General features: G+C 57.3%; 10 protein-coding genes and 2 pseudogenes. 7 read left to right on the top strand and 5 right to left on the bottom strand.

What is annotated here, in order from left to right; genetic code table 11:
* Positions 1-213: 213 nt before the first annotated feature.
* Positions 214-999, top strand: a complete 786-nt coding sequence (locus RX330_RS11540; protein ID WP_317243087.1) for an SDR family oxidoreductase — start codon at positions 214-216, stop codon at positions 997-999.
* A gap of 387 nt (positions 1,000-1,386) precedes the next feature.
* On the opposite strand, the pseudogene RX330_RS35760 reads toward RX330_RS11540, so the two are convergent.
* Positions 1,387-1,464, bottom strand: a pseudogene (locus RX330_RS35760) (transposase); the annotation flags it as partial.
* A 703-nt stretch (positions 1,465-2,167) separates the two neighbouring features.
* On the opposite strand from RX330_RS35760, the gene RX330_RS11550 reads away from it, so the two are divergent.
* Positions 2,168-3,817, top strand: a complete 1,650-nt coding sequence (locus RX330_RS11550; protein WP_317243089.1) for a class I adenylate-forming enzyme family protein — start codon at positions 2,168-2,170, stop codon at positions 3,815-3,817.
* A 496-nt stretch (positions 3,818-4,313) separates the two neighbouring features.
* On the opposite strand, the pseudogene RX330_RS11555 reads toward RX330_RS11550, so the two are convergent.
* Positions 4,314-5,233 (bottom strand): annotated as a pseudogene (locus RX330_RS11555) (IS630 family transposase).
* Positions 5,234-6,257: 1,024 nt separating this feature from the next.
* Here RX330_RS11555 and RX330_RS11560 point away from each other — a divergent pair.
* From RX330_RS11560 to RX330_RS11570, 3 genes are all read left to right on the top strand, one after another.
* Positions 6,258-6,935, top strand: coding sequence for a hypothetical protein (locus RX330_RS11560; RefSeq protein WP_317243090.1), 678 nt, complete (start codon positions 6,258-6,260; stop codon positions 6,933-6,935).
* Between the two features lie 962 nt (positions 6,936-7,897).
* Positions 7,898-8,989, top strand: a complete 1,092-nt coding sequence (locus RX330_RS11565) for a C45 family peptidase (protein WP_317243091.1) — start codon at positions 7,898-7,900, stop codon at positions 8,987-8,989.
* Positions 8,990-9,637: 648 nt separating this feature from the next.
* Complete coding sequence (locus RX330_RS11570) at positions 9,638-11,053, top strand: amidase (protein WP_317243092.1); 1,416 nt, start codon at positions 9,638-9,640, stop codon at positions 11,051-11,053.
* 386 nt (positions 11,054-11,439) lie between these two features.
* Here the strand turns inward: RX330_RS11570 and ccrA are convergent, their stop codons facing one another.
* Both ccrA and RX330_RS11580 read right to left on the bottom strand, forming a co-directional pair.
* A complete protein-coding gene (gene ccrA, locus RX330_RS11575) occupies positions 11,440-12,714 on the bottom strand; it encodes a crotonyl-CoA carboxylase/reductase (protein ID WP_317243896.1) in 1,275 nt (424 codons plus the stop codon).
* Positions 12,715-15,539: 2,825 nt separating this feature from the next.
* Positions 15,540-17,081: an acyl-CoA synthetase gene (locus RX330_RS11580; RefSeq protein WP_317243093.1), complete on the bottom strand. Its 1,542-nt coding sequence runs from the start codon at positions 17,079-17,081 to the stop codon at positions 15,540-15,542.
* Between the two features lie 1,177 nt (positions 17,082-18,258).
* Here RX330_RS11580 and RX330_RS11585 point away from each other — a divergent pair.
* Positions 18,259-18,771 (top strand): hypothetical protein, encoded by a 513-nt coding sequence (locus RX330_RS11585; RefSeq protein WP_317243094.1) that lies wholly within the window; start codon positions 18,259-18,261, stop codon positions 18,769-18,771.
* Positions 18,764-20,191, top strand: coding sequence for an MATE family efflux transporter (locus tag RX330_RS11590; protein ID WP_317243095.1), 1,428 nt, complete (start codon positions 18,764-18,766; stop codon positions 20,189-20,191). The genes RX330_RS11585 and RX330_RS11590 overlap by 8 nt, the downstream gene beginning before the upstream one ends.
* Positions 20,192-20,516: 325 nt before the next feature.
* On the opposite strand, the gene RX330_RS11595 is transcribed toward RX330_RS11590, so the two are convergent.
* Positions 20,517-21,602, bottom strand: coding sequence for an IS5 family transposase (locus tag RX330_RS11595; RefSeq protein ID WP_317243096.1), 1,086 nt, complete (start codon positions 21,600-21,602; stop codon positions 20,517-20,519).
* Positions 21,603-22,051: the final 449 nt, after the last annotated feature.

The raw sequence follows: 22,051 nt of genomic DNA on the forward strand, positions 1-22,051 counted from the left end.
GATGGTGTCGCTTTCAGTTGATCCGCGCCACGTAGTGCTCTGCAAGTCGCACTTGCAGGCGCGCCGTACAGGTCGTGATTACGCGTGACTCTTGAGGTCCTGCCAGCCTGGAGCCGGGATTCCAGCCATAGCAGGTTGATATACAACTTGTTCGCAAATGGGCATTTGTGTCTTGCCGACTCGGAATGCTTGTTAGAGTAGAAGAGGAAAACAATGTCAAAAGACAGTTTCTGCGCGATCGTGACGGGCTCGTCATCGGGGGTTGGAGCGGCAACTGCGTGTCTCCTCGCAAGGGATGGAGCTCGCCTTGTCATAAATTACGTCCATAATCGCGGGGGGGCCGAACATACCGCTGAAGCGTGTAAGAAGTTGGGCGCGGCCGCGGTCGTAGTGGTGCAAGGCGACGTCTCGCGTGATGAAGATTGCAGAAAGATCGTCCGTGGCGCAGCGGTTTGGGGAAAACTGGACGCGCTCGTGAATAATGCTGGCAGCACTAAACACGTTCAGCACGGCAATCTCAGCGGATTATCCGCTGAGGACTTTCAGCGCATATACGCGGTCAACACGATAGGCCCATATCAGATGATCCGCGCCGCGAGATCCTTGTTGGAAGCGAGCGCTAAGAAATCGGGAAGGGCTGCCGCGGTGGTTAACGTATCTTCTGTCGCGGGTATCAACGGGGATGGTTCCTCACTGGCTTATGTCGGGAGCAAGGGCGCGCTCAACATCATGTCGCTGTCGCTCGCAAAAGCGCTCGCGCCATGGATTCGCGTCAACACGGTTTGCCCGGGCTATATTGACACGCCCTGGTACGCCAAGGGCTGCGGTGAGCTCCGGGCCAAACAGATACGCGATTCTGTCCTCGAGAAGGTGCCGCTGAAGACCGTCTCGACCGCCGAGGATGTCGCGCAGCTTGTGTATTTCCTTGCGAATTCTGGGTCGAGCAACATAACCGGCGAGTACCTGCGGATAGATGGCGGTATGCACCTCGTTTCATGAGGAGTTATGCCGTCGGAAGTCGGCCGCGGCACTTAACTGTCGCGGGCAAAGCAGGTAAGCCGAAGGCACGACGTCGCAGTGAGCAAGCCAGCCTCGAATAGAGTACTTTCCCATGACCTTGCCGAACAAGATGGCGCAAAGTCAGCCGCCCCATCGCTCACCACACGACAATCTCCCGAAGTAGTGCTAGACAGAAGCGGATTGCAGGCGGCCGGTGTAAAAGATCCGCCGCGTGACGGCGGAGCTCCAAGGCGAGTTGCGGGGGGTGACGAGAGCCAACGTGCGGCTTGCACTGACCAATACTGTCGAGCAACAGAGCTGTCTGATGCTTCAACGAGCGCGCCACCGCTTCATCCGACGGCAGGTTGCGGTCATCAATTGGATCCGCCGTTGGATCGCTGGCGACAGATTGCGGACGGTCATGTCCTCGATCATGCGGCGGCGAAGAGGGCTGATCTCAGCCATCGGAAAACTCCTGTCTGAAGGGTCGGGCTTCGAAAACCCGCGATCAGACAGGAGGCTGCTCTTGCGAGCCGTCCTCAATTGCCGCGGGAGCGGCTTCGTTCAATCCCGCTCCAAGGCCTGCTTTCCGGCAAACACGTCTAGGGCAAAATACCTTTTGGGAGTCCCAATCAACGGCTTGGGCATTCTTCACGGGAGATTAGGCAGAGATCGCGCAACGGTGCGCTGCCAGCTCATTGGCACTTCACCAAAGTAGGTAGTAGCTCAGATCTCTGATCTGACCGTATTGTACGATGGCAGTCGCCGCATTGACTATCGGTGTAAGTCATCACGAAGGCCGGGTAGAGCAAATGGTAGACGTAGCTAGTTCGACGCAGGTCAGCGCCATTCAAATGCGCGACGAATGTTCTTATCCCCACAAAAAGCGCTAGTGGAGTGGAATGTCTCGATCACCGGAGTCTGAGTGATATACGTGCACCGCAGTTTCATTGGTCTGCTCACGTTACCGGTGACAATCTGCGCCTTGAAAGTACGTCTTCTGTACCGGCGCGTCGTCCGGTTAGCGGCTGTCTACGTCATGCGCATGTCTGGACACCGGCGACCCTGGAGTACCCATTTCATGGTCGGATAAATCGGCGAGTTTCGACGGAAGTGTTGCCGCCCCGTCGTAGACGTTCGTCTGTTCTCCTGAACAAGGTAGCTATCAATGACCACTGCAAGAGAGACAAGACAGCTGCAAGACCGCGTCGCTAGCATGTTACGCAAGGTCGAGGAGCTAGAATCCGCGTACGAGACGATCACGGTCGGAGAGCTAGTCTCGAGACGCGCGACAACGCACGGTTCAACGGTGGCGATCAACGTTTTCGACCGTCATGAGTTTGTCACCTACTCTGAGATGGACCGGCTATCAAACCAATACGCACACGCGCTGCGCGCGTTCGGCGTACGTAAGGGCGATCGTATTGGCGTGATGCTGTCCAATCGCATCGAATTCCCGATCCTTTGGTTCGCGATTGCGAAGCTCGGGGCGGTGATCGTCCCGATCAACATGCGTTATACTTCGAGGGAGATCGAATACGTTATTAGCGAAACACAGGCGAGGTATGCCGTTGTCGACGAGTCCGCATGGTCAGTGTTCTCGGCCATGGAGCCTTGGCCGCCATGTCTTGCTAGGGAACGGGTGATCCCCGTTGAGTCGCATTCCGGTGGAGCGGCGCCCGCTCTCGATCAATTGCTCAAGGGCTTCGACCATTCTCCCGTGAAAGAGGATATCCACCCCGACGACTTGTTAAACATTCAATATACCTCGGGCACAACGGGCTTTCCGAAGGGGTGCATGTTGACGCATGATTACTGGGGCGTGAGCTCTTATCAGTGGGCGTGTTGGGACGGACAGTCGTACAACACATATTTGTCTGCGCAGCCCTTCTTCTATATTGATCCCCAATGGCATCTCCTGAACTCGTATCGCCACGGAGGCACGTTCTACTTAGCACCGCAAGTGAGCTCGAGCCGGTTTATCGGTTGGGTGAAGCAGCACCGCATCGAGTGGTGTCAGTTCTCCGAGCTGGTGGCGCGCCAAGCTGAGGCAGCCGATGAAGACGGAACGACATGTCTCAAGCAGACTATCAATTGGGGATGGAGTCCAAATACAGTACGCCAGTTTCGGAAACGCTTCCGGGTGCCTACCCAGGACGCTTACGGGATGACGGAAATTGGCTTCGGCACGCGCATGACGAGCGAACTCGACGACATGGCCGAGACGGGTTCAGTGGGAATTCCTGTGCCATTTCGCGCGCTACGATTGATGAACGAAGATGGTAGCCTCACGCCCATCGGCAGTGTCGGTGAGTTGTGGGTGAGCGGCCGCGGGATGTTCAGCGGTTATTGGAATAAGCCGGAGGCAAATGCCGCCTTGTTTGAAGGCAAGTGGTTCAAGACCGGCGATCTGATGCGTCGTGATCAACTTGGCTTCTACTGGTTGGTGGGACGCACGAAGGACATGATCCGACGCTCCGGCGAGAATATCGCTGCGCGCGAGGTGGAAGCCGTTATCCGCGAAATTCCCGAGATTGCCGATGTCGCGGCCGTGCCCGTTTGCGATTCAAAGCGCGGGGAGGAAGTCAAGATCTACGTGGAGCTGAAAGAAGGTGTCAAATGTTGCGACCTCCTTGTGGAACGCATTCTCGACCATGCTCGTGCCGGTCTTGCCGTATTCAAACTGCCGCGGTATATCGCCTTTATTCCGAAACTTCCTAGAACGACTTCCAGCAATAAAGTCCTCAAACGTGAGCTGATAGCCGTGAGCGACCAGATTTCTGGTTCTTACGACGTTGAACGGAAGCGATGGTGCTGAGGCTTACAACTGTAGCCAATGATAGCGCCATCAGGGACACGACGTCGCTCTCCAAACGCCAGCGCGCTTGCAATTGTTTGGCGAAGAAAGTGTGCTCGTGAACATCGTGTCCACTTACAACGAACGCGGCTTCGCACACTGAGTTCCGAAGCTGCGGCCGAGCGCTAAGGGCCCTTGAACGCCAGGACACCAGGCCCAAGGAGCGTCTGCGCAACCACCACCGCAACGCCGTCGTCATCGGCCGGAAGCTCTGCGGGCTTGAGCTGACGGTGCAACGTTACTGCCAGGGGCTTGCAGCGGAAGCGCCGATGGTGCGGTTCAAGACGTACTAGGCGCACAGCTCCAAGTCGCCTTTAGCAAGCGACTTGTCGAAATCGGCGGCAGCAAGGTTCCTTGCGAATGTTGGTTGCCACCCTGGGGTGCTCCAGCCAGTATCAGGTTCGCGCCAGAACCGCGCCCACTGGAATGCTCTCGACAGAGCTAGAGCGGATTCTGATCAGACACGATCGTAACCGGCTGCGTCGAAGAAGTTCAGGCACTTTTGGGCGGGTGAAGGCGGCCAAGGCGAGGGCAATAGCGTTGTCCAAAGCCTCGATTGATCTAGCGGCGGCCCTTCGAAGGGCGGCTTTGAGCCTTGCGAAGGCCATTTCGATCGGATTGAGGTCGGGCGAATAAGAGGAGCTAGGGCCCGCGGCGTCGATTGCGATGCCGACCTCGGCCCGCTTGTGTGCTGCGAGATTGTCCATCATCACGATGTCGCCGGGCCTGAGGGTCGGCACGAGGACTTGCGTCACGTAAGCCTCGAACGCCGGGCCATCCATGGGGCCATCGAGGACCATCGGCGCAGTCATGCCGGTCCCTCTCAGCGCGCGGACGAAGGTCGTCGTCTTCCAATGACAATGTGGGAGCCCTGCGACACAGCGCTGGCCGTAAACGAGCGGCCATAGCGCCGGGCCATCTTGGTCGAGGCTCCCGTCTAGTCGATGTACACCAACCAATGGATGCCGATCTCAGCTGAGCTTCTTTCCACGCCACGCGTTCAGCGACCACGTCCGGCCGGCCCTGCTCGCTGGCGCGCGACGGTTTTTTTCGTGATGTTGCGGCGATCGAAGAAACGCCAGACTACGCTCGGCACGAAACGCTCGCCGTGGAGTTGAGGAGATGGTCAGCGATCTCGGCCAGCGTCATGTCAGGCGTAGCCTTGACCAGGGAGAGGATCTCCGCAGCATGACCCTCGATCCGAGCTGAACGTCGGTCTCCGCCCTGCGCTCCCGGCTCACAGGCGCCGGTGCTTCGCCACTCGCTAACCAGTTCGATCGCTGTCGATGGCGCTACGCCGAACCGGCCGGCGGCGCCCCGACAGCTCATGTCTTGATCTTCCACAGCCCGAATAACGCGAAGGCGAAGGTCCACCAGCCCTCACGGTGAATTACGATTTGCCTCGCAAGGAAATCCTTCCGATTCCGCCAGCTCGAAAATTGCTCTAGCGATTGTTTTCTCCTACCGAGGACCGAGCTCCAGACCCTGACGTCTTCGCCCAGCCTCGACAGCTTCTTTGAGCCACGGGAGGGACAGATTCCCCTGCCGCGACCACGATTAGCTCACTCTGCAGATGACGAGAACCGGTTTACGCGATCATTGAATCCGCCTGAACGGTAATCAGGGTGGTGGATGAGACCAGAGCACGGCGCCCCGCGAAAATGGCCACCCGAAGGCCGAGAGCGGTAGCTCGGCGGCAAATGCTACGCGGTCCCTCGGCTGATGAGCCTGCGGCCGTACAAAAGCAGGAACGTGTATTGCATGCGCGACGGCGACTTAGCTGTATTCAGACAAGCCCTGCTCGAGACGATCGCCGAGACGATCCGCTTCATCCGCGCCGACGGAAGCATCTCAGTACCCGGACCGGGATAATCGCCGCTCTTCATAGCTGGGCCCAGACGCGAGGGCGAGACGGCGGTCGGGGACGCTTCGGGGCTCTGGGCGACATCATGCTGACATTCGTTTTGGCGAAGTCTCAGCTTCGTGGCGAACGGCTTCCGGAACGACATTACTCCACTTTCTGCAGGCCGCATCTCGCGCCCCAGGCGGTGCGCCCGGCCCAAATTGTCGCAAACTCGATAGAGGCATTGCTCAAGTTAACCGCCGGGCATCACTCAGCGTCCCATGGGAGCTGGCCGTCCTTTCTGGCCCGCTGCCAAAGGGCGTATTCACCACTTGGGATTCCCGGCGCCGATACTAGGGCAGCTCCAGCATGTAGGATTCCTATCGCCGTGAATACAACTGTTCCTGGTAGGTTCGCTGCTGATCGAATTCAGTTATCCAGTGACGCCAATCTCGGCAGCGCATCGCAATTTGCGATTCGAACTCGTTCTTGTGTCCTTGGGATAACGATTGCCGCGGGAGCAGATGTTTCCGTGGCTTGAAAGCAGGAAGATCTATCATGAAAGACCCAATCAGTCCGTTAAAGGTGTCACGCTTCCTTCAGCGACATGACGAAGCTGCAATTGGGAAAGGCATCACGCTTTCCATTGGATTCGACTTCCATGAATATGTCGCGATTACTGAGGCAACTCCAACAAAAGGAAAGACCTCTCCGGTTTTTCGGCCTGATCGCTCACCGATTATGTTGGGCGAAGGATATTGGGTCATCGGCTTCGACAAGAACAACGAAGTGGCCCTTGTGGCGGCTGCGCGACTATATAACCTCTGCCAGGGCAACCTTGCAGAACACCTTCAATCCCTGAGGTTCTTCTACGCAGATCCGACCAAGCATGCACATCCACAGGACTCTTGTATTTGCAAGGCGCCAAGCGCCGGAACGATCACGGGGAAAGTCGCGTACCACGGTGACTTTTGGGTGCGCAGAGACTTCAGGGGACAAGGTATGGCAGCCATCACGACAGGGATACTACTCGGTGCGTCGCTCGCCATGTGGGCTCCTGATTTTACGTGTGCACTTGCAGGGCGGTGGACAATCGACAAGCGGGTGTATGATTGTCCACACTGCGAACCAGGTGGATCGATATTGCGGCTGGTAGCGGAGGGTATTCAAGACGACGATTGGCTTATTTGGAGGACCGGCGAGGAGATGGTGCGCCAAATCGATCGTCACAACTGAAGCTCGTTAGCCATGCCTTCGTCATATGCAATGCCGGTCAGCCAGAGTCCGTTTTCGGATACTCACATGGTAGCCGCCGCTCCGGGCGATGATGAAATCGAGCTCACGCACCAACGAGGCGGCGTGGTATTGGCGATCAGCTCCGGCATTGGCGGGTGAAGTCGCCGGGGAACCGCCGGCGGAGTTGCGTCTTCCCAAGCAATCGAGCACATCCAATGCTTCCCGGACAAGGCGCTCCGCGCAATGCTAAACCACTCCTCCGCCCCGCGGCACGGCATTCCGCCCTCAACCGCGAACTACAATGTCGAACAGAGCCGCTGCGCATGCGTTTGTGACCGGTTGTTTGCCGTCCGAGCGGATCCATTTCTGCAATGCAGCTCGCGAGAACGGCTTTGCACGCACACAGAGCCACTGGAGGCCGGCTCCGTCTAGTAACCCCTCTCAACCGCGGAGTAGCGATCGCCGATGTCTTGCCCGGGCGGCCCTGACTGCAATGCGCGTGAGCTGCTGTGGAGCAAGTTTTGTTGCCTGAGTAAGGACCAAAGAGCTGATTGAATATGTACGCCTGATCACCGAAGTGGGAGAGCCGCGCACGGATTTTTCTAAGCTCAATATGGCGCCTGACCTAATTGTTGATTTGTGGACATGACCTTTGTCTTTCGAACAAAAGCGGGGGGCAGCAGCCAAATGAATCTCGTGAATTCCCGCCAAACGGCCGGCTCTCGACCTCGGCACATTAGGCCCGACTCTTGCTTAAGGCATCCACAGTCACCTAGAGAACCTGATGAAGTTGTTCGATCCGTTTAAGACTCTCCGTCGTTACCGGGTAATCCCGAGCAGGCGACACGATAGGCGCACTGGTCAGCTAAGTCGATCCTCGCTGGAAGGTGCGCGCACAAGCCGCTCAGCGCGGAGAAATAGCAGCGGCTAGCCTGACATCCGCCGATCTTAGGAGTCGAATGATGAGTTTGAAGTTCATTAGCTTCGCTGGAGGGTCTCGCGAGCGCGGAAGGCAACACGGAGAGATAATGCGATCGGAAATCTCGAGGAATGCGGAATTCTATCTGAAGCGTTTCTGTGCATACGGCACCGATCAGAAAGCCGTCCAATCCGAAGCCGAGTGTTGGCTTTCCTTTGTAGAGAAGCTATCACCGGAGTACGTCGACGAACTGCGAGGCGTCGCCGAAGCGGCCAATCGGTCTGTGGAAACAGTCACGATGCTCAATATCCGGCATGAAATTTGGCTTCGTCTGATGGCTCGACGAGCTGCTAGTCTGTCAAACCTAGTTCTCGATGGCTGCACCTCTACTGGATTGATGCCCGAAGCGACGTCGCACGGCGCGGCAATGCTGGCGCAAACAATCGATGGGCAGGCGGCTGTTTGTGGCACTTTGTTTGTCGGAAAGATGCCGAGAGGCAAGACGGTATCTTGGCTCGGAATTTTCGAAGCTGGCTGCGTGGGTCCTACCGCCGGTCTAAATGAAGTAGGTATTGGTTTGGTCTGCAATAGCATGCTCACGGCCATTGATGGCAGGGGCCGGATGACCGCACCGTTTAAGCTGAGATCCCGTTCCATTCTCGAAGCACGAACATTCGATCGTGCCATAAGCGTCATTATCAACACGGACCGTAGCATCTCTATGAATTATCTGATCGGTCACGCCGAGGGTGAAGTGATGAGCATTGAAACCTCTCCTAACGCCAAACGGTATCTTTATCCCAAGCGTGGAATAATCACTCACGCAAATCACTTCGAGCCTGGAGGAGTTATCGCTTCAGAATGGGAGCGCTTTGTACCCGATAGCCCATTTCGATCCCGCAGGTTCGCCCGCCACCTCCGCTCAAAGCTCGGGGCCATCGATGTAGATCACATTTTGGCAGGTCTAAAAGACCACTTTTCCTATCCGGCATCGATTTGCTGTCATCCTGCTGAGGGTTCTTGGCCAAATAGTACTCTAGCGGCAGTCATTTTGGATCTGCAGCGGCTTACGTTATTTGCCACCGACGGGCCGCCGTGCGGCGCGCCGCTACAGCGGTTTGGGCTCACGACCTAAAAAGGAGGCTTTTCATAGAGCGGAGCGATGGTGGGGACTCCCCGCATTCTGAGCCTGACAAGCGAAAAAATTCGAAGTCATGATCGGTCAGTTGGTCAGCGTTTGGCGTAGCCCGGCCGGCTAGCGGCCGATATTGGATGAGTACGCAAGCAAATCCGAGCAGACGACAATCCCTTCTAAACTCGCGATCCGGCGTGTACTTCCCAGTGATCGCCAACGTGAAAATCCCAAGTAAGCGAAATTGTGCCGGCGTTGGAGTCGAGATGATGTTCTGCGCCGAATCCCAGAAATTGGCCGAATGTATGCGCGCTCGGACCGGTACTTCGCGAATGTGGTTCTTCATGAGACGCTAATCTCCCGGCTGGCGGCCCAATTGAGCGCCTTTTGCAAAGGATTAATCGATCCGGTGGCCCTAAACAAATGGTCCTTTCGCGCAAATAGTTCGAAGGCGAATGTACTCGCTTTGCGGGAAGACACTCATTCAGGACGGGACGCGTTCGGCCGGAGGGCGCGAGCGAGGTCCCGTTTAGGTGCCCAGCCGGGGTGCGCCGTTAGCCGTGCCGCTCGCCAGTATTCTGCGACTATCGTCGCTCTCGCAACTCGGTCCTTCATCAGTCGATGGACGGCGGAATAAACTGGAGTTTTGATGTGCAGGAGCTGATCCGAGATACTGCTTGCGCCGTTGTCGAGAAGCTGAGGAACGGTGAGGTCACGCCACTAGATCTCTTGGATGTGCTGGAAGCACGGATTGCAGAGGTCGACGACAAGCTCAACGCGCTGCCAATCTTGTGTTTCGATCGCGCGCGCAAGAACGCTCAGGCGCTGATGAGGCGGCCTGCCAGCGAGCGCGGTCTCCTGGCCGGTATGCCGGTGCCCATCAAAGATCTGACGGATGTGGTCGGTGTGCGCAACACCTACGGCTCGCGAATTTTCGCAAATAACGTCCCCGCTCGGTCGGATATCCTCGTTGAGCGCCTCGAAGAGAATGGCGCAGTCATCTATGCTAGGTCGAATACGCCAGAGTTCGGGGCCGGCGCCAACACCGTCAACGAGATATTCGGGCCAACGCTCAACCCCTGGAACCCGTTGCGCTCTGCCGCCGGATCGTCCGGTGGAGCTGCGGTCGCCCTTGCCACAGGCATGGCCTGGCTTGCGCATGGCTCGGATATGGGGGGCTCGTTACGAAATCCGGCAAGCTTCTGCAGCGTGGTAGGCCTGCGGCCCAGCATTGGGCGGGTGGCACATACACCGAAATTCAAGATCGACCGCAATCTCGGTATGCCGGGACCGATGGCACGCAACGTCGAAGATGTTGCCCTGATGTTGGATGCAATGAGCGGCGAGCATCCAGGCGACCCGTTATCGCTCCCTAAGCTGACTAAGTCCTTCCTTTCGGCCGCGCGCTCTGGCATAAATCCAAAGCGAGTTGCTTATTCCCCCGATTTCGGCATCACGCCCGTGGACCCGCAAGTTGCGGCGATCACGCGCATTGCGGCCGCCCGGTTTGCAGAAGTGGGCGCAATCGTCGAAGAGGCTCATCCCGATTTTCGCGAAACTCATGAGTGCTTCCACGTGCTCCGCGCATTCGATTTCGCGGTCAGTAAAGCGGCTCTGTTGCGCAGCAATCGCGATCTCCTGAAAGCCGACGTTATTTGGAACATCGAGGAAGGGCTGAAACTTACGGTCGAGCAGATCGAGCGCGCCGAGGCGCAGCGCGTAGCGATGGCTGCGCGTGCTGTGGACTTTTTTAAGAAATACGACCTGCTCTTGTCACCCGCAACCATCGTCGAGCCGTTCGCGGTGCAAGACCGTTTTGTCACAGAATGCGACGGCAAGAGGTTCAAGCACTATGTGGATTGGGTCGCGATCGCCTCTGCAATCACACTGGCGTGTTGTCCAGCACTATCTCTGCCCTGCGGCTTCACTAGCTCTGGCCTGCCGGTCGGATTGCAGATGGTCGCCGCGCCTCGCGCTGAGGGCCAGCTCCTGGCTGGCGCCAAAATGCTGGAGGATATTTTGGGCGTGCGGGAAAATACACCCATCGACCCAAGGGCACCAACGTGAGGGCTGTCACAGCGATCGTGGCCTTCTCGGTCTCTGCCTCGGTGCGCCTTCCGATTGTCAACCGGCTGATCGAAATCCAGTATCAGGCGTGACGGTTTCGATACGCAAATCGAAATGACATTCACCGGATAGGTACCGACAGCGGTACGGCCGAAAGCAAGACGCACAACCCGCCTGGGCAAGAGCCAACTGGCGATCGGCTTTGCGGTCCCCGGTGAGCCTCGCTGGCGACGTAGGCGATCTCGCTACACAGAGAGCGCACTCATCCCAAGTACTACCATTCCTCGACCGAGCGCTGCCACAGCGAAGCGAGCCATCGCGAATCTCATATTGTGAGGTCGGATTCAAGATCCTCGAGTCCCAGGGCCACCCAACGGGGCTGCGGGTCAAGCGCCCGCCGCCTTGAGGATATCCTTGAAATTTCGTAGGCCGGTCCGCGGCGCGTTGATCAAGACGGCCATATTTCCTGGCTTGTGCTGGTTCTTCCACATCCTTGTGTGGGCTCGGGCGATCTCCTCCCACGGGAAGACCTCGCTCATGCAGGGGTCGATGCGACGATCGATTACAAGGCGGTTCGCCGCACTGGCCTGTTTGAGATTGGCAAAATGCGAACCTTGGATTCGTTTCTGGCGCATCCAGACGTAGCGCGCGTCGAATGTAATATTGAGCCCTGTGGTGCCGCCGCAGAACACAACCATGCCACCGCGCTTAACGATAATGGTTGAGACTGGGAATGTCTGCTCACCTGGATGCTCGAACACGATGTCGACGTCGCGCTTTCCCGTGATATCCCAGATTGCTCTACCAAACCGCCGAACCTCTTGGATCCAGGTTTTATATTGGGGCGAATCTATCGTGGGCATTGTACCCCAGCAGTTGAATTCTTTGCGGTTAATGACACCCTTGGCGCCGAGTGCCAGAACGTATTCGGCTTTACTGGCTTCGGAAATTATGCCAATCGCGTTAGCACCGGATGCGACGGCGAGTTGGACCCCGAACACTCCGAGTCCGCCCGACGCGCCCCACACCAGCACGTCGTCGCCTGCCTTGAGAACGTGGGGCACGTGCCCGAACAGCATCCGGTAGGCAGTTGCGAGGGTTAGTGTGTAACAGGCCGCCTCCTCCCAGGTCAGGTGCTCTGGTTTTGGCATCAACTGTCGTGATTGCACACGGCAGAACTGTGCGAACGAGCCGTCCGGGGTCTCATATCCCCAGATCCGCTGGGACGGCGAGAGGAGCGGTTCGCCCCCGTTGCAATCCTCGTCATCGCCGTCGTCCTGGTTGCAGTGAACGATGATCTCGTCACCGACCTTCCAGCGTCGCACTTTTGCTCCTACCGCCCACACAACCCCGGCCGCGTCCGACCCGGCAATATGATAATGGAATTTGTGCATGTCGAAGGGTGAGATTGGCGTGCCTAACCCGGCCCAGATTCCGTTATAGTTGACGCCGGCGGCCGCCACAAAAACGAGTACCTCGTCGTCGGCAATCGGCCAGGTAGGCACGACCTCAACGAGAATTGAAGCCTCCGGCGGCCCGTGGCGCTCGCGACGTATCGCCCACGCGTACATGCGGTCGGGGACGTGCCCCAGCGGCGGAATCTCACCGACTTCGTAGAGTTGCTTCCGACAGGAAGCTGGTGGTGACAGTTCGTGAGCAATGGTTGACACGGTGACGCTCCTTCGCAATTGTTAGTCATTCTTCCTGCACAACACTGACCGGTCTGCCCCACACCATCGGCCTGACACCGTACCGGCAAAAACGCACCTGCACGGAATTCACAGTCGCAACACGGGACCGCGCCCTCTACCCTAAGATCGTCCAAACGATCAGCACCTCGGGGCAAGGTCAACAGCACAAAATCGTTGGCACGACTCACAAAGAGAATGACGCGCACTATCGCGAATACTAAGCCATCGGGAAGTAACCACACGGGCAACTACATACGCTACTCCAGTGATGTCGTCGTCCGCTTGGCCTTGTCGCCTCTATCAACACCAGGCTCATCGAAGCGCCCGCACCCGTCACAGCTCTCTTCGCCACACCTTGAGCAAAGAGTGTGCCAGCTCGGGCCTGGGAAAAGTAAGCACGTTCAAAAATGCGATAATCTGCTCGCCTTCCAAATACGAAATACGGCGCGCGGGACCTTTGAGCCGACAAAGCATGGAGGCTGCTCACAACCGAAGAGATGCTGAATACGCGTCCGTCCGGGTGACCGCAGTTCCTCTTCTCAACGCCCAACGCTCTCTGCCAAGATGACCTCCAAGCCAGTTATGATAGGCTTTCAAGCTCCGACCTTGGCGTTGATCGCTGCGATTACCGACGCGCTTTGCGGGGGTGCAGGACTCTCGGGCGGCAATCAGTGAAGTCCTTGATGGCAGATCTAAAACCCGTCCATGCTGAGCTCCCACCCTGTTCTATCCAAGGTAGATACTCAAACTCCGAAAGGAGATGCATCCGTCATCATCTTACTTCATCTTGTCCCGCCATGTCTCGTCGCAGTGGCGAATGTTCGAAAGCCAACAAACCGTAGCTCGTGCCCGTCGCGGATGATGCCTTCTGGAGGAAAGCTGAGAAACTAACGGCGGGCCTTCGAGCCGCGGTCAGATGCAGACCCCGGCTGCAACTGAGGATGAATGGCTCTCGAGGCCGTTGCGTTATGGGCCGGAGCTTGATCGCGGAGCACAGAAGGAAGGCCCGTGGCGCAATCTGTGCGCCAGGACTCCGGCGGGATGCGCTTGGGCAACAAGGATTCGTACCGTTCTCCGTCGCCATTAAAGCGACTCTCTCTGGTCAGACATTTGTTCCGCGGCGAATGCCGTCTACAGCGAAGCGCGTCCGACCTGGCTGCCTTGTCGGAAACCCTGTGCCCGTCAAATGCCAGCGCCCAGAGCCGGTCGGAAATTCGGCGCTCTGACTGACGCGGCTGCCTGCCGAGGGCACATTATTCCGAGCGCACGCAGGCGCGGATACAGTTCGTCTTGGCAAAGGACGGGTTTGGCATCGCCTCCCCAATCTGCGAGGAATAAAGCGGAATGGCCGATCTCAACAACTCGTCAAATTCTCAACACAATGAACTCTTCAGACGAGCGTGCGGTCCAGATGCTTTTGCGCTGGTTGCGTAAGCACTCTCCATGCTGTGTCATTCTTCATGCCTTTGAGGGCCAACTGCTACTTGGTTCGGCTCAGAAACGCTATCCTACAACGATGAAGGAATACATACACTTGAGAGACGCTATGGACGCAGACGCAGAAGTCGTGCCCAAGCTTGACCGCAGTAGGGAAATTGCAAGCTGGATCACAACCGGAATTGATTCCGGTGCGTCTACGATTGTACGCGGTGACGGCGATGTTGCTGATCGAGCAATGCACGATCATATCCGCACAAGCGGCCGTGTGTTTTTCGGATCTCATCAGGCCACTGCTCATTTGCGCGAATAGACACGATTTGTGCGTCAGCACCACGGTTGTTACGCGATGCTTCGCAAATGGTGCAGCGAAGCCGCTCGCAATACTCACGTCGAAATCATTTCTCGCACCTCAACCGGACCTTGGTCCTCCGATCACGGCGCTCGGGACCTTCTGGAAGGAATAAAAACAGAGGCTGCGAAGATTGGAGCCCGTCTGTCCATGCACAATCAGGACAAGCGCGCGCTATACCTCCCGATTCCGTTCACCGCCCGTCCGTTACTTCACTGCAGCAAAACGTCTGCTCGACCGCTGTAGCGCGTTGAGCGCACGGAGAGACGAGACACGAGTGCCTGTTTGGGCGCCCCTTTATCGCAAGTGCAGCCGCCAACGATGTCAACGCCGGTCGCGCATGCGTGAAATTGTGGGAGCTCGCTCCCAGACCGTCTTTATGTCCAACAGCCGGCCGTCAACACCTCCTACGCAACGTTCGGTCGCGTGCCTCTTGTGGAAATCAGCAAAAGCGCCGACTCGATCGAGGGGATACGAGAGTTGACGATATGCGACGCTTGTAGTCGGGATCACAAAGGAGGCCCGCTCGCAGTGAGGGGTCGAACAGCATGCGTGTTGCGGTCGATGTCCACACGTTGTCCCCAGATGTTCGCTGGGGGTTGACCAGCCCACAGCGTAAATGAGTGGGACCTTCCAAAAAGTCGAGCTGCGATCCCTGGCCATCGAGTTTCCAGTAGGTCTGGTACGCACCTAGCCGCTAGGCCCACTCGATCGCGTCCCGCCAGTCGACGCACGTGCGAGTATTCGACCAGCTCACCGTGTTCATTGAATCTTCCGCTGTGGCCATGCTGAGTCCTTGCAGCGCCCAGGGCCAACAAAACATCATACGCTGGCTCTCACTGAGCGGTAGGCCGCGCCGGCCTGTCAGAACCTCTTACGCTTCATAGCCGATTTGAAGTCCGCATAACTGGCTGGATCCGTCTGGAACAGCCGCATATTCCTGTTAGTGCTACGCGAATGGCTTGTTACGAAGGTACAAAGAGTTTTGCCTCGCTTTCGATCCTCGTCAAATTTTTCGTCCAGCTTTTTCCCAAAAAGGATCACGCAGCCGCCGCTTGAAGATCTTGCCGGAGTCTTCGCGCGGCAGACAGGTGTGGATCTCGATACGGCTGGGGACCTTGTAGTCAGCCAATGATCTCTTCAGAGTCGAGCGTATATCCATGACGTCGAGCTTTGCCCCAGGCTGCGGCTCGACCAACGCCATCACCGCCTCGCCAAATTCCGCGTCGGGAATGCCGAACACAGCGCAGTCGTGGACACCGGGTACCTGGTACAGTGTCGCCTCGATCTCGGCAGGATATATGTTGACCCCACCGGAAATCACGACATCTTGCTTGCGGTCACACAGAAAGACATACCCGCTGGCGTCAATGTACCCGATATCACCGGAGGTGATGAAGCCGTCGTGCTCGATCTCGCGGCGCTTCTCCACCTTGTTGTGGTATGTAAATTCAGGATATGACGTGGCGCGGGAATAGATCTCCCCGATTTGTCCGGTCGGCAACACGCGTCCATCCACGCCTACGACACGCAGCTCGACGTCGGGCAAGACTTTGCCGACTGTTCCCGGCTTGTTTAGAGCGTCCTGCGAGGTTGCAAAGGTGACCGCGCCAGACTCGGTAGAGCCGTAAAACTCATAGATGACTGGCCCCCACCATTCGATCATCGCGCGCTTCACGTCAGTTGGACAAGGCGCGGCCGCACTGATCACGTGACGCAGCGAGGACAAGTCATATCTGTTGCGTACAGTGTCGGGCAGCTTCAAGAGGCGTACGAACATCGTCGGCACCATCAAGATCGTATCGATCTTCTCTGACTGAATGAGGCGCAAACACTCCTCAGACTCAAAGCGTGGCATTAGCACCAGAACGCCACCGATGCGGCTCGAGCGAATCCCGAAGAAGTTGGGCGCCGAGTGATAGAGTGGCCCTGGCAGGAGTGACCGCGTGCCATGCCCATAGATCATCGCGCGACGACGCTCCAAGGCCGCATTCTGCTCGAGGTTTGGTGCGGCACGACGTACCCCTTTGGGATGGCCTGTTGTGCCGGACGTGTAGATCATGCTCATCGGCTCCAGTACGGCGGCTCCCGAATAGTGCGGTTGCTCTGCAAGCCACTTTTCGAAATCTGTTGCGAAATCGGGTTTTCCCTGATGCTCAGGATTTACCTGGTAGGCGACGATAACTTCTGGAGGAGGCGATACGCTCAAGACCTTGACGCTGTTCGGGACGGCACCATCCAATCGATGTAAAAGGTCAGCATGGCCGATCAAGACCGATGCGGCGGAGTCCCTCAGAATATATTCGATCTCCCCCGGTTTGAAATGCCAGTTTACAGGTACGGCATAGGCGCCGAGCTGGATAGCGGCATGTGCCACCTCGATGAACGCAATGTCATTCCGCATCAACATGCAGACGCGGCCGCCCTGGCGCACGCCGAGCCGATGGAGACCGCCGGCAATGCGCCTGGCGCGATCAGCGACATCGGGATGGCTGCGCCGTCGTTCGCCAGAAATGACGCCTAGAAAAGCTTGGGATGCTGCGTCCATCGTTTCGTCCTTTCTATGAACTGGAAGCCGGGGAGATCATAGTGAACTCATTCGCACCATGGCTAAGGAGATCTCAAAGTCCCACGATGTGTCACCCAGACAAACTACCAACCTTGGCGCTTGACGCGTCGCGGAATGGCTTGCAGCTTGCTGCAGCTCAGCCGGCTTGGTAGTTGAAGGCGTTGCATGCTCGCTGTAACAGTCTCGCCGTGCTCATGCATCTTGCGCAGATAGGGCTGCACGGTCGGTGCAATATGCAGCGCCATCATCAACAGCCAGTCGAGCTTCCTGACCCCCGAACGTATTTCGGAACCATTGGAGATCTGTGAGCGGTCTTCCGTTCAACTCGAGGCGCTGGAGCGGCGCATTACGCGATGGAAGGCCGGTCACGAAATAAAAGGGGCCTATCGGGCGACTCCGATGCAACGACGTTGTCGCGATTTGCAACCTAACGCTCAACAAAACCGCAACCGTCGGATCGCCGCGCTTTGTTTAGGAAGCAGGGACACCGAGTAGGAGGCGCATTCAGACGGCGGAACGAGCGAGGCTCATACCAATTGCTATTAGCCGGTTCCGCACGCCGGCGGTTGCGGTAGCGACCATCGTCATGATGGGCGGGGCACAACGCCCGCGGCCCGAAGCGCACGACCCGCGTCCGATGTCTGACATCGAACGAGACGGTTAGCTCCAAAGAGCCCGCCATGTTGAACCGACGAGGCTATCTTAGGTCGAATCGGGTGTGAATGTGCGTTGGTACTGCTGGCACGGTCGTTGCTAGTCACACAGCAACGCAGTCTCAGGCGGAGTGCATGCAGACACGCTCTCTCGTTCATTGAACTCGTGCCGCGTTTCTTAGGGACACTCGCGCTTGCGCAAACAATCGCGCGAAGGTGTGGGAATAGCTTTGGAGAACAACATGATTGTTCGTATGGATTCGCCAGCTCCCCCGATCAGGGTGGAAAGCTGGGTGCGTGGCGAGCCCCACACCAACTCTAAGCTGGGTACGCTGTATATCGTCGCGTTTTGGCCGACTTGGTGCGGCGGATGTGGGGGCGGAGATTTCCCATCTCGCGCAGCTGCAAGAGAAATACGACGATAACGCAGTTGAGGTCATTGTAGTTGCAGCTTCCGAGCGAGGCTAACGGCCGAGGAGGCGCGAACAAAATTGGACGCGTGGTTGACCAAGAAAGGCTCCAAGCTGAACTTTTGGATCGCGTTCGATTTCGCGGGAACAATGAAGACGTGTTGGATGGCGCCCAGTTTTTCTAGCACTATCACCACCTCATTCGTCATCGACCGTGACGGTCACGTCACCTTTCGCACGATGCAACTGAATGACGTGTTTCCACAACTCGTAAATGGCACCTGGCGCACGAGCGATGAAGCCAAAGCAGCGGATGCTGAGCGAATCGCTGAAGCAGACTCTGAACTCCGCGAGAAAGCCCCGATGCAAGCATTCTGGGGCACACTTGGACCGGCGCTGAAGGCGCAGGATTCGTCGACGGCGTTTTCGGCCGCTAAAGAGGGCGTCGCAGTGATGCCGGACGATATCAACGTTCACCGAGATCATGAGGATCCGGCCCTGCACACAATCTATGACATGCAGACGGAGTTACGCGTTATGCGTCGATTCGTTCGCGACGCGATCGAAAACGAATCCGAGTTGTGCGACACTTCGATCCATGAATGACACGGATAAGGAATTCGTTGTCGAGAGCGATTGCAATATGATGCCCAAGAAGAAACAGAAGATCGATTTATCGGACCCCAATCTCTCGAGCCTTATCCTCCGGCTCGCCATTCCGGCTGTTGTTGGCCTGTCGATCGTCGCGTTACATCAGGCCGTTAACGCGATCTTTGTTGGCGCGCTTGGCGTGCAGGCGATCGCAGCTGTCAGTATGACCTTGCCGATCGTGCTCCTGCTAGCGGCGGTCGGAGAGGGGATCGGCGTTGGGACGGCGTCGTTCATATCTCGTCATCTGGGCGCTAATGAGTACCTGGAGGCGAGTCGAGGCGCAAGTACTGCACTCGCGCTCGCCGCTCCGATCGGTCTTGTCGTTACGGCCGCTCTGCTTCCAAGCCTACGAGTGATCTTCGCAACGCTCGGGGCAACTCCAACCATCATGCCCGTGGCGCTCGACTACGCGGTGATACTTTTGTTCGGGTACACTGTGATGCTTCTGAACATCGTCAGCGGCTTCATCGTCAGAGCTGAAGGCAACACTCGATTCAGCATGTGGACGATGATTGCCGCATTCGTCCTAAATGCCGTCCTCGATCCGATCTTCATATTTTCGATGGACTTCGGTGTGCGAGGCGCAGCCCTGGCGACACTGGTATCTCAGATCGCTGCTATTTGCCTCTATATCGCTTATTTTACGAAGCCTGGCGGGATAGTCCTCGTCAGGATATCTCACATCTCGTTGGGAGCAGGTCGCATCAGACAGCTCGCGTTGGTAGGGGCACCGGCGACCATGACCAGTGTTTTATCTGCGATTGCCGTTATGCTCTTGTACGGAGCTGCCGCGCCGTTCGGAGACGAGTCCATCGCGGCCGTGGGAATAGCTGCGCGCATCTTGACGATCGGCGCACTGCCTATCACCGGCTTCTGTATAGGCGCTCAAGCTGTCCTGGGTTTCGGTTGGGGCGCACGTGACTTTGCTCGTATATTGAAGACCGCGAAGTTCATGCTCTTGATGACTGTCGCTCTTTCCGTTACGTATTCTGCAGCCGTTGTGGTTTTTGTCCGGCCTTTGGTCAGGCTGTTCAGCGATAGCGATAAGGTCACAGAACTCGCCGTATCGACCTGCATCGTCTTTCATCTGTTTTTTGGACTTTTTGGTGTTCAGAGTTTCGTGACGACGATGCTTCAGTCGTTCGGGAGAGCACGCCTCAGTGCGGTTGTCTCCTTGGCGAGGCAAGGCTATCTCTTCATACCTGCCGTACTGCTATTTCCCGTCGTATCGGGTTTCAACGGACTGCTGGCCAGTCAGGCAATCGCTGAGTTGGGCGCCGGAATGATTGCACTGTTTGTCTTGGTCCACCAGTTCGCTGAGCTCAGACGAGCGCTCCGGCACCTTCCGTCAAGAACGATCGAGGTCGCGGGTTGACCTGACTAGTGATATCATCGGAGCCGAGGCCATTAGGCCTACAAGAAGATGGATCATTCTGGGTGCACTGGGCGCAGTGACGGCAACCGCACCAGCCGAGGCATTGCTTAACTGGATAGGCTGGCGCGGTCCAATCGAGTTGCTTGCCGCATCCAGCGCCACCGCGGCCGCTGTAATCTATTTTTTGGTTCTAACAGTTTGCTGAAAAACCCAAGGATTTGAGTTTTCTTGGTCTCGGTGAACGCCGTCGATCAATTTTCAGGTGATGTGTTCGTCAGCTTGAGGCATTTTCTTGCGTGAGGGCGGTGTTGCCGGCCCGGTACTGCTACGCTGCAAGCAGTTTGGGAATGCGGATCAGGTTATAGGCGATCAGATTGAGCAGGAAGTCGGCAGCAACGCGAGCGATGCCACGATGTTTGGTCTTGCGCATGGTGCCGTGCTGCTTGCCCCATCCGAAGATGCACTCGACCATCGCCCGGCGTGATTGCGACATGCCATATCCCGGATGCCGCGTGGTTCGTTCGTCGATGGCGCTGTTGCGGGTCTTGCCGGTTTTGGTGACGGCCTGGTTCTGTGTCACATGCGGCGTCACGCCGATGGCGCGAAGATTGGCGACATGATCGGCGGTATCGTACGCCTTGTCCTCACCGGCCGTGATGCGGCGGGCTGCGGCTTTGCGTCTTGCCTTCAGCATGGTCTCCGAAGCCCGGCGTTCGGCGGTACCATTGGCATGCGTGACCCTGCCGGCCACCGCCAGCCCATGCCGGTTCTCCATGGTGGCGTGGCCCATATAGCATAGCTTGGCCTCCCGCCCGGCCGCCTTGCGATAAAGCCTGCTGTCAGGATCGCTGGTGCTCGCATGGGTATCGTTCTTGCGCTTCTGGCCGTGGAAGTTGGCGCCATCGTCATCGTCGCCGCTGCCGTCCTTGGGGCGAAAACTCTTCTGCGAAGCCCAGGCCTCGATCAGCGTTCCATCCACCGAAAAATGCTCGTCCGACAATAGGGGTTTGACCTGCGGATGGTTCAGAAGCCTGGTCATGAACTTCGTGAACACCTCACCGCTCTGTAGCCGCTCCCGGTTCTTGGTGAAGGTGGTCGGGTCCCAGACCGGGTCGTCCGGCGACAGTCCGACGAACCAGCGATACAAAAGATTGTAGTCCAGCTGCTCCATCAACTGACGTTCCGAGCGTATGCCGTAGAATACCTGCAGCAACAAAGCGCTCAGCAATTGTTCCGGGGGGATCGAAGGACGTCCCTCGCTGGCGTAGAGCTTCCCAAGGCTGCGGTTCAAATCACTCAAAACATCACGGACGAGATCCCGGACCTTCCGCAGCGGATGGTTCGCTGGCACACGCTTATCCGGCGCGATGTACGAAAACAGGCCGCCCTGATCCGTAAACCTCCCGCGCATGATCGTCTCCCCCGATTCGAGATGATAAAGTGAATCATCAAGCCTCCTCCGTGACGAGGGGGTTTTTCAGCAAACTGCTAAAGCAGAAGGTAAGCACAAAGATCCGCTCTACGGACAGTCGGTCAGAAGACCGTCGATACGGATGGGCGGCTCTGGAGAATTGCGCCGAATTCTTCAAGGTGTCGGATCCGCAAGGGTCCTGCAGTCCTTGTCGGTAGCGTCTTGTCTCAGCGATGTGGAAGGGTTGGATCGAACAAGCCTTACCACACAATTGCTCATCATGGCGACTGCCCTAAGCATTGGCGCATTGCTGCTCGGTGCGGTCGCCGATTCGTTGCGCCCGCCTGGCAAGAACATTGAAAACGTTGCGCGCGATCATAGCTGCTGTGTTCATTGCAGCCGAACTCGCGCTGATCTTGCATTCACCTTTCGTGTCGCTACCTCATGGA

This window comes from Bradyrhizobium sp. NDS-1 (assembly GCF_032918005.1).
In the GTDB taxonomy this organism is placed as follows: domain Bacteria; phylum Pseudomonadota; class Alphaproteobacteria; order Rhizobiales; family Xanthobacteraceae; genus Bradyrhizobium; species Bradyrhizobium tunisiense.

Bases quoted from the DNA above. Each gene is read 5' to 3' on its own strand.
- RX330_RS11595 (WP_317243096.1), bottom strand. From the start codon at position 21,602: ATGCGCGGGAGGTTTACGGATCAGGGCGGCCTGTTTTCGTACATCGCG.
- RX330_RS11565 (WP_317243091.1), top strand. From the start codon at position 7,898: ATGAGTTTGAAGTTCATTAGCTTCGCTGGAGGGTCTCGCGAGCGCGGA.
- RX330_RS11560 (WP_317243090.1), top strand. From the start codon at position 6,258: ATGAAAGACCCAATCAGTCCGTTAAAGGTGTCACGCTTCCTTCAGCGA.
- RX330_RS11550 (WP_317243089.1), top strand. From the start codon at position 2,168: ATGACCACTGCAAGAGAGACAAGACAGCTGCAAGACCGCGTCGCTAGC.
- RX330_RS11580 (WP_317243093.1), bottom strand. From the start codon at position 17,081: ATGGACGCAGCATCCCAAGCTTTTCTAGGCGTCATTTCTGGCGAACGA.
- RX330_RS11540 (WP_317243087.1), top strand. From the start codon at position 214: ATGTCAAAAGACAGTTTCTGCGCGATCGTGACGGGCTCGTCATCGGGG.
- RX330_RS11590 (WP_317243095.1), top strand. From the start codon at position 18,764: ATGAATGACACGGATAAGGAATTCGTTGTCGAGAGCGATTGCAATATG.